This window comes from Mesorhizobium sp. M0496 (assembly GCF_040321205.1).
Classification (GTDB): Bacteria; Pseudomonadota; Alphaproteobacteria; order Rhizobiales; family Rhizobiaceae; genus Mesorhizobium.
On record NZ_JAMYRC010000061.1, the window covers coordinates 22758 to 35260 of the forward strand.

14 protein-coding genes are annotated in these 12503 nt (G+C 63.8%); 6 read left to right on the top strand and 8 right to left on the bottom strand.

Features of this window, described 5'->3' with window-relative positions; genetic code table 11:
* Positions 1-58: 58 nt before the first annotated feature.
* Together NKI73_RS30935 and NKI73_RS30940 are read right to left on the bottom strand one after the other, a co-directional pair.
* Positions 59-1018, bottom strand: coding sequence for a TAXI family TRAP transporter solute-binding subunit (locus tag NKI73_RS30935; protein ID WP_352635534.1), 960 nt, complete (start codon positions 1016-1018; stop codon positions 59-61).
* A 162-nt stretch (positions 1019-1180) separates the two neighbouring features.
* Positions 1181-1642, bottom strand: coding sequence for a RidA family protein (locus NKI73_RS30940; RefSeq protein WP_352635536.1), 462 nt, complete (start codon positions 1640-1642; stop codon positions 1181-1183).
* 234 nt (positions 1643-1876) lie between these two features.
* On the opposite strand from NKI73_RS30940, the gene NKI73_RS30945 reads away from it, so the two are divergent.
* Positions 1877-2230, top strand: a complete 354-nt coding sequence (locus NKI73_RS30945; RefSeq protein ID WP_352635538.1) for a YciI family protein — start codon at positions 1877-1879, stop codon at positions 2228-2230.
* Positions 2230-3474, top strand: coding sequence for an RNA polymerase sigma factor (locus NKI73_RS30950; RefSeq protein WP_352635558.1), 1245 nt, complete (start codon positions 2230-2232; stop codon positions 3472-3474). Before NKI73_RS30945 ends, NKI73_RS30950 begins: the two co-directional genes overlap by 1 nt.
* A gap of 21 nt (positions 3475-3495) precedes the next feature.
* Here the strand turns inward: NKI73_RS30950 and NKI73_RS30955 are convergent, their stop codons facing one another.
* The 6 genes from NKI73_RS30955 to hrcA all read right to left on the bottom strand — a co-directional run bounded on the left by NKI73_RS30955 (position 3496) and on the right by hrcA (position 8990).
* Positions 3496-4122 (bottom strand): glutathione S-transferase family protein, encoded by a 627-nt coding sequence (locus tag NKI73_RS30955; protein ID WP_352635540.1) that lies wholly within the window; start codon positions 4120-4122, stop codon positions 3496-3498.
* Between the two features lie 131 nt (positions 4123-4253).
* Complete coding sequence (gene cysK, locus NKI73_RS30960; protein ID WP_352635542.1) at positions 4254-5234, bottom strand: cysteine synthase A; 981 nt, start codon at positions 5232-5234, stop codon at positions 4254-4256.
* Positions 5235-5413: 179 nt separating this feature from the next.
* A complete protein-coding gene (locus NKI73_RS30965; protein ID WP_352635544.1) occupies positions 5414-6031 on the bottom strand; it encodes a LysE family translocator in 618 nt (205 codons plus the stop codon).
* A gap of 126 nt (positions 6032-6157) precedes the next feature.
* A complete protein-coding gene (locus tag NKI73_RS30970; RefSeq protein WP_352635546.1) occupies positions 6158-7507 on the bottom strand; it encodes a PQQ-dependent sugar dehydrogenase in 1350 nt (449 codons plus the stop codon).
* A gap of 113 nt (positions 7508-7620) precedes the next feature.
* The gene (locus NKI73_RS30975; protein ID WP_111545355.1) at positions 7621-7818 is read right to left on the bottom strand and encodes a hypothetical protein; all 198 of its coding nucleotides are present in this window, start codon (positions 7816-7818) and stop codon (positions 7621-7623) included.
* 89 nt (positions 7819-7907) lie between these two features.
* A complete protein-coding gene (hrcA, locus tag NKI73_RS30980) occupies positions 7908-8990 on the bottom strand; it encodes a heat-inducible transcriptional repressor HrcA (protein WP_352635548.1) in 1083 nt (360 codons plus the stop codon).
* 156 nt (positions 8991-9146) lie between these two features.
* Between hrcA and rph the strand changes: the two genes are divergently transcribed.
* From rph to hemW, 4 genes are all read left to right on the top strand, one after another.
* A complete protein-coding gene (gene rph / locus NKI73_RS30985) occupies positions 9147-9863 on the top strand; it encodes a ribonuclease PH (RefSeq protein ID WP_352635550.1) in 717 nt (238 codons plus the stop codon).
* Between the two features lie 183 nt (positions 9864-10046).
* A complete protein-coding gene (locus NKI73_RS30990; protein ID WP_352635551.1) occupies positions 10047-10457 on the top strand; it encodes a VOC family protein in 411 nt (136 codons plus the stop codon).
* Positions 10457-11104: an RdgB/HAM1 family non-canonical purine NTP pyrophosphatase gene (gene rdgB / locus NKI73_RS30995; protein WP_352635553.1), complete on the top strand. Its 648-nt coding sequence runs from the start codon at positions 10457-10459 to the stop codon at positions 11102-11104. Before NKI73_RS30990 ends, rdgB begins: the two co-directional genes overlap by 1 nt.
* Complete coding sequence (hemW, locus tag NKI73_RS31000) at positions 11101-12264, top strand: radical SAM family heme chaperone HemW (protein WP_352635554.1); 1164 nt, start codon at positions 11101-11103, stop codon at positions 12262-12264. Before rdgB ends, hemW begins: the two co-directional genes overlap by 4 nt.
* Positions 12265-12503 lie beyond the last annotated feature (239 nt).

Genomic DNA, 12503 nt, shown 5'->3' on the forward strand with positions numbered 1-12503 from the left:
AGATGCCCGGCAGGGCAGAGGGGGGCGCCTGGCGAAGACATGTCGGATTGCCAAGCGCCTACCTCAGCAGCCCTTTCTCCTTGTAATACTTCTCAGCACCCGGATGCAGCGGCACCGGCATGCCGTCGAGTGCCTTGGCCGGGTCGATCGCCTTGGCGGCGGCATGCGCCGCGGCCAGCTGGTCGAGATGCTCGAACAGCAGCTTGGTCATCTGATAGGCGGTCTCATCGGAAACATCGGCGCGGGTGATGAGGAAATTGCCGACGGCGGCGGTCGCGACATCCTCGCTCTGGCCCTCATAGGTGCCCTTGGGAATGACCACCGAAAGATAGGGCGCGCCGATCTTGGCGACGTCTTCCGCCGGAACCGCAACGACGTTGATCGGCACGGAAGTGGCGAGGTCGCGGATCGAGGCGACGCCGAGCCCGGCCGATTGCAGCGTGGCGTCGAGCTGGCGGTTCTTGATCAGTTCGACCGATTCGGCGAAAGGCAGATATTCGACCCTTCCGAGATCCTCGTATTTCAGCCCGGCGGCGGCGAAGATGGTGCGCGCGTTGAGTTCGGTGCCGGATGCCGGCGCGCCGACCGAGAGGCTCTTGCCCTTGAGGTCGGCCAGCGTCTTGATGCCGGATTCCTGGCTGGCGACGATCTGGATGTAATTGGGATAGATGGCGGCAATGCCGCGGAGTTTGTCGAGCTTGCCTGGATATCCGGCCTCGGTATTGCCTTCGGCCGCCAGCTTGACGGAATCGCCGAGTGCAAAGGCGATCTCGCCCTTGCCCTGCTGCAGCAGATTGAGGTTTTCGACCGAAGCCTTGGTCGCCTGCACCTGGGTACGGGCGCCTTCGATGCCCTTGCCGTAGATTTCAGACAATGCCACGCCGAGCGGATAATAGACGCCGGACGTGCCGCCGGTCAGCACGTTGATGAATTCCTGCGCTCCTGCCGGCATCGCGCCGAAGCCGAGTGACAGCGCCATTGCGCCAGCTGCAACAAATTTCGTTCTGAAATGGAACATCTGATCTCCTCCCTGAAATAGTGGCGCCGCACTGCCCTCCTCGGCATGAGCAGCGCGAGTTTAGACGGCAGACGGCAAATGCCAACCCGCAATTGCAGCCATTAGACGAACGGCTGAGGCGCGCAAAACCCGAGCGCCAGGCGCTGCGGCTCGTGTCCATCATCAATCCGGCAGCGCCGCGACAGCAACGATTTCAATGACGATGTCTGCCTGCGCGAGCGCCGCAACGCCGATCACCTCCGAGGGTGGTGGATTGTTATAACTGCAATGCTTCGGACAATGCTCGACAAAGAACGCGTCCAGCACGTCGAGGCGAAAATTAGGAGAGCTGAGAACGCCGCCATCGGGAAATGGACCTCTGACGAAGAAGGTCAGCCTGATGAGATGATCCAATCCGCTGCCGAGCTCCTCCAGGTCCGACTTGATGTTGCCGAGAACGGCGCGCCACTGCGCTGCTGCATCGCCGGCGAAGCCGCCGCCCTTCTTGCTGGCCGGATCGTAGTCGTCCGATGTCGCGGTGTTTCCACAGAGATAGACGGTACCTTTCGCGCCGCTGACGACCGTGCCCTTTCCCCACGGCATCAACCGGCCGTTCTTGAATTTCTTGTGGGTCACGAGTTCCATTTTCTTTCTCCTGTCGCTCGCATGATCCGCCCGTCCACGACAGAGGATAGTGCTGCGAGGAACCGCTGCCAGAGCGGCGCCGGCTGTCGTCCGGCAGGCAAGGTGAGATCTGGTCCTTGCGAAACTTGGTGGTGAAGCCGAAAGTTTTTTGAGCGGCCTGTCGAAATCGCGTGCTGCCGCACGACATACGTCCGGCTCGCAACGAAGCGGCCTTCGAGAAAACGGGAGAAGACCATGCGATACATGCTTTTGATCTACGTCAACGAAGCCGCGATGGCGGCCGCGCCGACCGACAAGACCTACGAGATCAGCGCAGCCTATGGCGCCTATACCGAGGCGTTGAAGAAATCCGGCGCCTGGCTGGCCGGCGACCGGCTGAAGCCGACCCAGGCCGCCACTTCGGTGCGGATGGCCAACGGCAAGACCAACGTACTCGACGGCCCCTATGCCGACACTAAGGAGCAGCTCGCCGGTTTCTACATGATCGAGGCTGAGGACGCCGATGCCGCTATCGCCTGGGCGGCGCGCTGCCCCGCTGCCAGCGTCGGCACGGTCGAGCTCCGGCCGATCTGGGAACAGACCATGTGATGGAGAATGGCCCGGAGATCGCGCGGGCGGCAGCGGAAGTCGCCGCCCGGCAAAGCTACGGCAAGCTTGTCGCCTGGCTCGCGGCGCGCACGCGCGACGTGGCCGGCGCCGAGGACGCGCTGGCCGATGCCTTCGCCGCCGCACTCGAGCGATGGCCTCAAACCGGCGTACCCAAGAAACCGGAAGCTTGGCTGCTGGCGGTGGCAAGGCGGCGCCGCGTCGATGCGGTGCGGCGGCGGCGGACCAGCGAGGCCGGCCGCGAGCATCTCAAGCTGATTGCCGAGGAGGCGGAGGCGCACATGACCGACGAAGACCTGCCCGACGAAAGGCTGCGGCTGATGTTTGCTTGCGCCCATCCGGCGATCGAATCGAACGTGCGTTCGCCGCTCATTTTGCAGACTGTGCTCGGGTTTGACGCGGCAACGATCGCCTCTGCCTTCCTGGTCTCGCCCGCAACCATGGGCCAGCGCCTGGTGCGCGCCAAGACCCGCATCCGTGAAACCGGCATTCCGTTCCGCGTGCCGGAGCGGGCCGAACTCGGCGAACGGCTGGATGCGGTGCTGGAAGCGATTTACGCGGTCTTCGCCGAAGGCTGGTCCGATCCGGCGGGCACCGAAACGCGCCGCCGCAATCTGGCGACCGAAGGCATCTGGCTCGGCCGCCTGGTGGCCTCGCTGATGCCGGAAGAGCCCGAGGCGCTGGGTCTGCTGTCGCTGATGCTGTTTGCCGATGCGCGGCGCGCGGCACGGCGCGATGCGGCCGGGGATTATGTGCCGCTGGCCGAGCAGGACCATACGCTGTGGGATGGCGCTTTGGTCGACGAAGCGGAATCCCTGCTCCGCCGCGCCGCCACCAAGGGCATCATCGGCCGCTACCAGCTTGAGGCGGCCGTGCAGTCCGCACATGCGGCACGGCGGCTGACCGGCCGCACCGACTGGGTGGCGATCCGCGAACTCTACGACGCGCTGCTTTCGATCGCGGGATCGCCGGTGGTGGCGATCAACCGTGCGGTGGCGATTGCCGAGGCCGAGGGCGCCGTGGCGGGATTGGCGGCCCTTTACGTGCTGGGCGACGACAAGCGGCTTGATGACTATCAGCCCTATTGGGCAGCCCGCGCCGGTCTCCTGGCCAGGCTCGGTCAGGTGCCACAGGCAACCGAGGCCTATGACCGGGCGATCGGCCTCGAACGCGACCCGGCGGTGCGCCGCTTCCTGCAGGGAAAACGGGCAACGCTCAGAAATTGAGCCTCGCCACCGGCCGTCCGTTCAGCCCGGCCACATCTCATGCGATGTGTTGAGCGTCTTCATCAGGGGATGCTCGCGCAGCTTCGACCACAGGCGCTCCATATCAGGCCAGGTCGTGCGCGCCCTCTCGGCGTCGGGATGCCAGGCTACCAGCATGACGAGATAGATGTCGGCCAGTGACATCAGGTCGCCGACCAGCCAGTCACGGCCTTCGAGAGCGGCATCGAGAACGGCGAAGCCGCGGTCCATCTCGGCGACGGCTGCCTGCTTGACCGCCTTGGTGCCGTCGGCATCGGCCGTGTAGCGATATGCGTAATAGAAGCGCAGCACCGCCGGATAGAGCACCGACGACATGAAGGCCATCCAGCGCAGGAAGTCGGCGCGGGCAGGCGCGTCGACAGCCGGCGCCAGGCCGGCATTGGGGTGACGCTCAGCAAGCAGGATGCAGATCGCCGCCGATTCGGTCATCGAACTTCCGTCCGGCAAGGTCAGCACCGGAACCTGGTTCAACGGGCTGATGTCGAGGAAGGCCGGATCGGGCCGGTCCGTCTTCGGCACGTCGATCTGTTGGAACGGCGCATTCGCCAGCGCCAGCGCCGCCTCGACGACGAAGCCGCCGCTGCCCGGACGGGTGTAGAGCTTGTACATGAAATCCTCCCCCGGCCCACGGAAAGCAGGCCGGTGGGATATGAACCGGAAGCAGGGCACTGCTCAAGCCGGTGGCTGGCGCCACGGGCGGTTTTTTCAACGGACCAGCTTAGTCACGAAGAAGCGAAGGACTACGAGCCCAGCCCCTCGAACAGGATCGTCGACAGATAGCGCTCGGCGAAGGACGGGATGATAACCACCAAATTCTTGCCCTTGTTCTCCGGCCGCGAGCCGACGACGATCGCCGCCTGCAGGGCGGCGCCCGACGAGATGCCGACCGGTACGCCTTCGAGACGGGCGACGAGGCGGGCATTGGCGACCGAATCCTCGTTCGAGACCTTGACGATCTCGTCGTAGATCGTCGTGTCGAGGATTTTGGGCGCAAAGCCGGCGCCGATGCCCTGGATCTTGTGTGGGCCGGGCTGGCCACCCGACAGAACCGGCGAGGATTCCGGCTCGACGGCAACGACATGCACCGAGGGCTTGCGCTTCTTCAGCACCTGGCCGACGCCGGTGATGGTGCCGCCGGTGCCGATGCCGGCGACGAAGATATCGACCTCGCCATGTGTGTCGTTCCAGATCTCCTCGGCCGTCGTAGTGCGATGGATTTCCGGGTTGGCCGGATTCTCGAACTGCTGCGGGATGATCGCGTTGGGGATCGTCGCTGCCAGTTCGTCGGCCTTGGCGATGGCGCCTTTCATGCCTTTCGGGCCCTCGGTCAGCACCAGCTCGGCGCCAAGCAGCGCTAGCATTTTCCGGCGCTCGATCGACATCGTTTCCGGCATCGTCAGGATCAGTTTGTAGCCCTTGGCGGCGGCGGCGAAGGCAAGCGCGATGCCGGTGTTGCCCGACGTCGGTTCGATCAGCGTGGTCTTGCCGGGAGAAATCTTGCCGGAAGCCTCCAGCGCCTCGATCATCGCCACGCCGATGCGGTCCTTGACCGAAGCGATCGGATTGAAGAATTCGAGTTTGGCGATGAGATTGGCGACGATGCCCTTTTCCCGAGCGAATTTGTCGAGCCGTACCAGCGGCGTATCGCCGATCGTGTCGGTGATGGAATCGTAGACGCGGCCGCGACCGGGCACGCGGGCTGATGTGACGGGCTTGTTCATTGGTTTCGCTCCCAGAATTTCAGGCAAGTGGAATTGCAGCCGGCAAGATAGGGCTTTCAACCGCGCAACATAAGCTGTCGGCCGAAAATAACCGAGTGGGACCTGTGTCTAAAACGTCTCCGTCCCGGAAAAGCATTTCCCGCAAAGGCCTGTTTGGGAAATGCTTTGGCCGAAAGCCCCTATTGGCGGGCGGCAATCGCTGCAGCTGCGCCGACCATGAACCCGGCGGCAGTGCGGTTCAGTGCCTTGAGCGCGCGCGGCGACTTCAGGAACCAGCGCGCCTTGGCCGCCAGCGCCAGATACGGCACCAGCACCACCAGAAGCACGACGACCGTCAGCGCGACGAGAATGCCATAATCGGTCAGTGTGATGGTCTTCAGGTCGACGATGGTCGGCGTGATCGCCAGGTAGAAGATCATCGTCTTCGGATTGCCGAGCGTGACGGTCAGGCCGGCGACAAAGCTCGACAGCAGCCCGCCCTTGCCCTTCCTGGCCTCGACGGTCTCGGGCGTGATGCCGCTGTTCCAGAACCGCCAGCCGAGAAAGGCAAGATAGGCGACGCCAAGCCATTTGATGGCGAGAAAGACCATGCCGAAACTCTGCGCGACGAAGGCGAGACCTAACACCACGGCGGTCAGATAGGTGAGGTCGCCAACCATCAGGCCAAAGGACATCGCCAGCGACGAACGGAAGCCGGAGCCGAGTGCTCGCGCAACGAGCGCGGTGACGCCGGGGCCAGGAATGGCGGCGGCGATGCCGAGGGCGGCACTGTAGGCGAGGAATCCGGTGAGGGTCATGGTTGCGGCCTCAAATCAGAATGCCTTGTCGCATGGAATGGATCAGGATTGAATTCCCTGGGGATCGGAATCCATTGCACCAGATATCGCTGAAACACGTGGAGAAGGCCCCCTCATCCGGCCGCTTCAGGAGCGACCGCCGTCATGGGTGATGCGCCAGATGGTGCCGTTGCCGTCCTCGGTCACAACAAGCGCGCCGTCGTTCGCCACCGCCACGCCGACCGGCCGACCCCAGACCTCGCCGTTGGAGACAACGAAGCCGGTGATGAAATCCTCGTATTCGCCGGTCGGCTTGCCATCCCTGAACAGCAATCTCACCACCTTGTAGCCTGTCCTGTTGCCACGGTTCCATGAGCCGTGCAGAGCGACAAAGGCGTCGCCCTTGTATTCGGCCGGAAAGTTCTTCCCTTCGTAGAAGGCGATGTTGAGCGGCGCCGAATGCGCCTGTATCAGCACGTCGGGAATATCAGCCTTGCCGGCAAGATCGGGGCGCGCGCCCTTGTGGCGCGGATCCTCGTTGTTGCCGATATAGTACCAGGGCCAGCCATAGAAAGCGCCGTCCTTGACCACAGCCGCATATTCCGACGGCACATTGTCGCCGAGCCCATCGCTTTCGTTGACGACGCACCACAGTGCGCCGGTCGCCGGCTGCACGGCCATACCCGAACAGTTGCGCAGGCCAGTGGCGACGATGCGACCGTTCTTGCCATTGGGATCGAAGGCCAGCACAGCCGCGCGGCCATCCTCGGAACCCCAGGCAGCACCGAGCGGCTGCGACGTCGCCCAGGCGTCGAGGCCACCCTCCGGTTCTTTGCCCATATTCTGCGCGGCGTTCGAACCAGACCCGACCGATAGATAAAGCGTCTTGCCGTCCGGCGAGAAAGCGATATCGCGGGTCCAGTGATGACTTGAAGGGATGTTGTCGACAATGGTCTCGGGATCGTCTGATGCCTTCAGGTCGCCATTGCGATAGGCAAAGCGAACCACGCTGTCGCTGTTGGCGACATAGACCCATTGCGGGTCATTGCCCGGGGGATAGAAGGCAATGCCATAGGGCTGGTTGAGATTGCCGGCGAAGATGCCTCTCTCGATGGGTTTGGCGCTGCCGTCTGCGAGGCGGTAGACGCGGATCTGATTGGCTTCGCTGTCGGCGACGAACAGGTCGCCGTTCGGCGCGACGCGCACGACGCGCGGATTGTCGATGCCCGACGCGATCAACTCAGCCGAGAACCCTGGCGGCAGCTCCGGCTTGGCGCCTGCCGGCCTTTCGGCGAGGCCGGCGCTGTTCGAGGTTGATTTGGTGACGTCGGGTCTTGGCAGATCTTCGGGCTTGATCAGGCGGCGCACACCCGGCCTGTCGGCACGCCAGTCGCCGAAGGCGGCGGCACCTTTCAATACGGGCTCCGCCTGCTGGGCGAATGCAGTGGCGGTGAGAAACATCGCAGCGGAGAGGGCCAGCCCGGCCAATTGGATCATTCAATCCTCCAAACCTGATCACAAATGACAGGCTGCAAAGAGGGCAAACGGGCAGTTTCGTCTGTTGTTCCGCGGCACACGATGAGTTGAAGTGAGAGCGGAGGTTTCCAGCTTCAGTTGCCGGCAGCGTAGAAATCGTCGTCGAGGCGCTTTTCCAGTTCGACGAGATCGGCCGGCAGCGGCAGGCCCATGGCGCGCATTTCCCGCAGTTTCTCGCGCAACTGCTCCTGGATCTCGTGCTGATCTTCCGGCTGGTTGACCATCTCCTCGAGCAGCAGGCTGATCCGGGCCTTGAATTCTTCGAGCGCCATTCTTTTTCTCCTCAGATGCTTGTTCTTTGTTTTTTGGGTCTAAGGGTTGAGATTCAGGTCAGGCCGGCATCACCTGAATATCAATACACTTAGCGGAGCATGCGGGAAATCAGTTGCGCCGTATAGTCGACCATCGGCACGATGCGGGCATAGTTGAGCCGGGTCGGGCCGATGACTCCGAGCGCACCGACGACGCGGGCGTCTTTGTCGCGATAGGGCGCGACCACTAGCGATGAGCCGGACAGCGAGAACAGCTTGTTTTCCGAGCCGATGAAGATGCGCACGCCCGATCCTTCCTCGGCGAGGTCGAGCAGCTGGATCAGCCCGTCCTGCGTCTCCATGTCCTCGAACAAATGCCGCAACAATTCGATGTCGGCCTGGGCGGTGACGTTTTCAAGCAGATTGGCGCGGCCGCGCACGATAAGCCGCGCCGGCAGGCCGCTGTCTGCGCCGGCCCACACCGCGAGCCCCTTCTCGACCAGGTCCTGCGACAACGTGTCGAGGGCCGCCCTGGTCTCTTCCTTGATGCGGGCGATCTCGACCCGTGCCTCCGCCAGCGTGCGGCCGCGGATATGAGCGTTGAGGAAGTTCGAGGCCTCGTGCAGTTGCGAGACTGTAATGTCGGCGGGCAGCTCGACGACGCGGTTTTCGACGTCGCCATTCTGCGACACCAGCACCGCCAGCGCCTTCGTCGGCTCGAGCTGGATGAATTCGATGTGCTTCAGCGCCACCTCGTTCTTGGCGGCCAGCACCAGGCCGGCGCCGCGCGACATGCCCGACAGCATCTGGCTGGCCTCGGTCAGCATGTGTTCCAGCGTCGCGCCTGAGCCCGACGCCCGCACCTGCGCCTCGATGGCGCGGCGCTCCTCGTCGGAGAGGTCGCCAAGCTCCATGAAGGCGTCGACGAAGAAACGCAGGCCGGCCTGCGTCGGCAGCCGGCCGGCCGAGATGTGCGGCGCGTAGATCAGGCCGAGATGCTCAAGGTCGCTCATCACGTTTCGGATGGTGGCCGGCGACAGCGAGGACGGCAGGATGCGCGACAGGCTGCGTGATCCCACCGGTTCGCCGTCCCTGAGGTAGGAATCGACGATGCGCCGAAAAATGTCGCGCGAGCGCATGTCCAATGATTGAAGCGCGGGCGCCTGCGAATTCGGATCGACTGCCTTGGTCATTGCGGCCAAAAACCTCCGGCCCAAAGATATAGACTTCGCTACGGCCCGCGCAACCGGTGTCTGCGTCAGATCGTCAGGCCATTTTCCTTTGCGCCATGCGTCCCATGCGGTTACAAGCCGGCCAAGATTCCGAAAAATGACAAGAAAGCAGCCTGAATGCGCCCTTCCAAACGCCAATTCGACGAAATGCGTGCCATCTCCTTCGAGCGTGGCGTCTCCAAGCATGCCGAAGGCTCTTGCCTGGTGAAGTTCGGCGACACGCATGTCCTGTGCACGGCCAGCCTCGAGGAAAAAGTGCCGGGCTGGATGCGCAATTCCGGCAAGGGCTGGGTGACGGCGGAATACGGCATGCTGCCGCGTTCGACGGGCGAGCGCATGCGCCGCGAGGCTTCCGCCGGCAAGCAGGGCGGTCGCACGCTGGAGATCCAGCGGCTGATCGGCCGTTCCTTGCGCGCCGTGGTCGATTTGCAAGCACTGGGCGAGCAGCAGATCACCGTCGACTGCGACGTCATCCAGGCCGATGGCGGCACCCGCACCGCCTCGATCACCGGCGGCTGGGTGGCGCTCTACGACTGCCTGCGCTGGATGGAAGCCCGCCAGATGGCCAGCGTCGCCAAGGTGCTGAAGGACCACGTCGCGGCGATCTCCTGCGGCATCCATGGCGGCCAGCCTGTCATCGACCTTGATTATCTCGAAGATTCCTCGGCTGGCACCGACGCCAATTTCGTCATGACCGGCAAGGGCGGCATCGTCGAGATCCAGGGAACCGCCGAGGGCGAGCCTTTCTCCGAAGGGCAGTTCGCGGACTTGATGGGCTTGGCCAAGAAGGGCATCCAGCGTCTGGTCAGTTTGCAGCAGATGGCGGTGGCTTAGTTCTCAAATGCCGAGCTTGAGTGCCCCCCTCTGGCCTGCCGGCCATCTCCCCCTCAAGGGGGGAGATCGGCTATCCCGCTGGTTTGCGCCACCTTTCGGCGGCGTGAGATGTGCGGGGGCGCTGAAGCTGCCAATCTCCCCCCTTGAGGGGGAGATGGCCGGCAGGCCAGAGGGGGGCGCCTGGTGACTCCCTCTGCTATTCTTGAATCGGCTCTCTACGTCACCGACCTTGCCGCGGCCGAAACCTTCTACACCGGCGTCCTCGGCCTAAACCTCCTCGGCAAAGTCGATGGCCGCCACCTTTTCTTCCGCTGCGGCCCGGGCGTGCTGCTCGTCTTCAATGCCGAGGCAACCAAAATCCCGCCGGCGCCCGACGCCAGGCTGCCCGTGCCGCCACACGGCGCTGTCGGTGAAGGCCATCTCTGCTTTGCGGCGACCGCTGACGAGATCGTGCGCTGGAGAGCGCATCTCGAAGCGAAAAACATAGTCATCGAAAGCGAATTCGAATGGCCGCAGGGCGGCCGTTCGATCTATATACGCGACCCCTCGGGCAATTCGATCGAATTCGCCGAGCCACGAATCTGGGGCCTTTGATGCATTCTCTCGATGGAATGAAGATCGTCGTCGCCAGCCACAATGAAGGCAAGCTGCGCGAATTCGCCGACCTGATGGGGCCGTTCGGCTTCGAAGCGAAATCCGCCAAGGACTACGGCTTGCCCGAGCCCGACGAAACCGGCACCACCTTTGAGGAAAACGCCTACATCAAGGCGCTGGCCGCCGCCAAGGCGACCGGCCTGCCGGCATTGTCGGACGATTCCGGCCTGTGCGTCGACGCGCTTGATGGCGCGCCCGGCGTCTACACCGCCAACTGGGCCGAAACACCCGACGGTTCGCGCGATTTCGGCATGGCCATGCAACGCACCGAAGTGGCGCTGCAGGAAGTCGGCGCGGCCTTGCCACAACAGCGCAAGGGCCGCTTCGTCGCCGTCATCTGCCTGGCGTTTCCTGACGGCGAGGCCGAATATTATCGCGGCGAGGCCGAAGGCACGCTGGTCTGGCCGCCGCGTGGCGAACTCGGCTTCGGCTATGATCCGGTGTTTTTGCCCGATGGCTTCGAAAAAACCTTTGGCGAGATGAGCGCCGAGGAAAAGCACGGCTGGAAGCCCGGCCAGCCGACGGCGCTGTCGCACCGCGCCCGCGCCTTCCAGAAATTCGCCAAGGCGAGATTGGGCTCGACATGAGCATGCTGCTCGACCGGGCGCCCGGCTTCGGCGTCTATGTCCATTGGCCGTTCTGCGCGGCCAAGTGCCCCTATTGCGACTTCAACAGCCATGTCCGCCACCAGCCGGTCGACCAGGACCGCTTCGCCAGCGCCTTCGAGGCGGAACTGGCGACGATGCGCGAGCGCACCGGACCGCGCGAGGTGACCAGCATTTTTCTCGGCGGCGGCACGCCGTCGCTGATGCAGCCGGAAACCGTGGCCAGGGTTCTGGACGCCGTGGCGAAGAACTGGACTGTTCCCGATGGCATCGAGGTGACGCTGGAGGCCAATCCCTCCTCGGTCGAGGCCGAACGCTTTCGCGGCTACCGGGCGGCCGGTGTCAATAGGGTGTCGCTCGGCGTGCAGGCGCTGAACGACAAGGATTTGCGTTTCCTCGGCCGGCTGCACAATGTCGAGGAAGCCCTTCATGCGATCGGTTTGGCTCGCGAAATCTTTCCAAGATTGTCCTTCGATCTGATCTACGCCCGCCCCGGCCAGACGCCGGAGGCCTGGCAAGCGGAGCTCGAACAGGCGATCGGCCATGCCGCCGACCACCTGTCGCTCTACCAGCTGACCATCGAGGAAGGCACGCCCTTCCACGCCCTGCATGCGGCGAAGAAATTCATCATCCCCGACAACGACCACGCCGCCGACCTCTATGCGCTGACGCAGGAGATCACATCGGCGCATGGGCTTCCGGCCTACGAGATTTCCAACCACGCCAAGCCTGGCGCCGAAAGCCGACACAACCTGACCTACTGGCGCTATGGCGAATATGTCGGGGTCGGCCCCGGCGCGCATGGCCGTTTCGTCGAGAACGGTCGCCGTACCGTCACGATCGCCGAGCGGATGCCGGAAACCTGGGCCAATCTGGTAGAAGCCAAGGGTCACGGCGTCACCGGCGGCGAGATCCTGACGCGTTCGGAAGAGGCCGACGAGTTCCTGCTGATGGGGCTCAGGCTGGCCGAGGGCATCGATCTCTCCCGTTACGAGGCGTTCTCCGGACGCGGCCTGTCTACGGCGCGGCTCTCGATGCTGCAGGGCGAGGGGCTGGTGGCACCGATCGGCAATGCTCGCCTGCGCGCCACACCAGCCGGCATGATCGTGCTCGACGCCGTGGTGGCCGATCTGGCGCGGTAGGGTTCACCACGCCTTCGTCATAGCAGCAGAGCGCAGACCGTTGGGATCCATGCCGCGACGAGGAAGAGGGACTGCAACGGCACAAGGCAGAAGCTTGTTCTGTAGCGATCCTTCACACCCCCCTCTGTCCTGCCGGACATCTCCCCCGCAAGGGGCAGGACTGTCCGGGGAAAGTTATTCATATATGAAGGCCATCTGATTGAGGGAGGATCGGTCTCTTGGTCGGCTCGGATTGACCG

What these genes read in the sequence shown, in the direction of transcription:
- NKI73_RS30935 (WP_352635534.1), bottom strand. Translation starts at nt 1,018, where the DNA reads ATGTTCCATTTCAGAACGAAATTTGTTGCAGCTGGCGCAATGGCGCTG.
- NKI73_RS30940 (WP_352635536.1), bottom strand. Translation starts at nt 1,642, where the DNA reads ATGGAACTCGTGACCCACAAGAAATTCAAGAACGGCCGGTTGATGCCG.
- NKI73_RS30945 (WP_352635538.1), top strand. Translation starts at nt 1,877, where the DNA reads ATGCGATACATGCTTTTGATCTACGTCAACGAAGCCGCGATGGCGGCC.
- NKI73_RS30950 (WP_352635558.1), top strand. Translation starts at nt 2,230, where the DNA reads ATGGAGAATGGCCCGGAGATCGCGCGGGCGGCAGCGGAAGTCGCCGCC.
- NKI73_RS30955 (WP_352635540.1), bottom strand. Translation starts at nt 4,122, where the DNA reads ATGTACAAGCTCTACACCCGTCCGGGCAGCGGCGGCTTCGTCGTCGAG.
- cysK (WP_352635542.1), bottom strand. Translation starts at nt 5,234, where the DNA reads ATGAACAAGCCCGTCACATCAGCCCGCGTGCCCGGTCGCGGCCGCGTC.
- NKI73_RS30965 (WP_352635544.1), bottom strand. Translation starts at nt 6,031, where the DNA reads ATGACCCTCACCGGATTCCTCGCCTACAGTGCCGCCCTCGGCATCGCC.
- NKI73_RS30970 (WP_352635546.1), bottom strand. Translation starts at nt 7,507, where the DNA reads ATGATCCAATTGGCCGGGCTGGCCCTCTCCGCTGCGATGTTTCTCACC.
- NKI73_RS30975 (WP_111545355.1), bottom strand. Translation starts at nt 7,818, where the DNA reads ATGGCGCTCGAAGAATTCAAGGCCCGGATCAGCCTGCTGCTCGAGGAG.
- hrcA (WP_352635548.1), bottom strand. Translation starts at nt 8,990, where the DNA reads ATGACCAAGGCAGTCGATCCGAATTCGCAGGCGCCCGCGCTTCAATCA.
- rph (WP_352635550.1), top strand. Translation starts at nt 9,147, where the DNA reads ATGCGCCCTTCCAAACGCCAATTCGACGAAATGCGTGCCATCTCCTTC.
- rdgB (WP_352635553.1), top strand. Translation starts at nt 10,457, where the DNA reads ATGCATTCTCTCGATGGAATGAAGATCGTCGTCGCCAGCCACAATGAA.
- hemW (WP_352635554.1), top strand. Translation starts at nt 11,101, where the DNA reads ATGAGCATGCTGCTCGACCGGGCGCCCGGCTTCGGCGTCTATGTCCAT.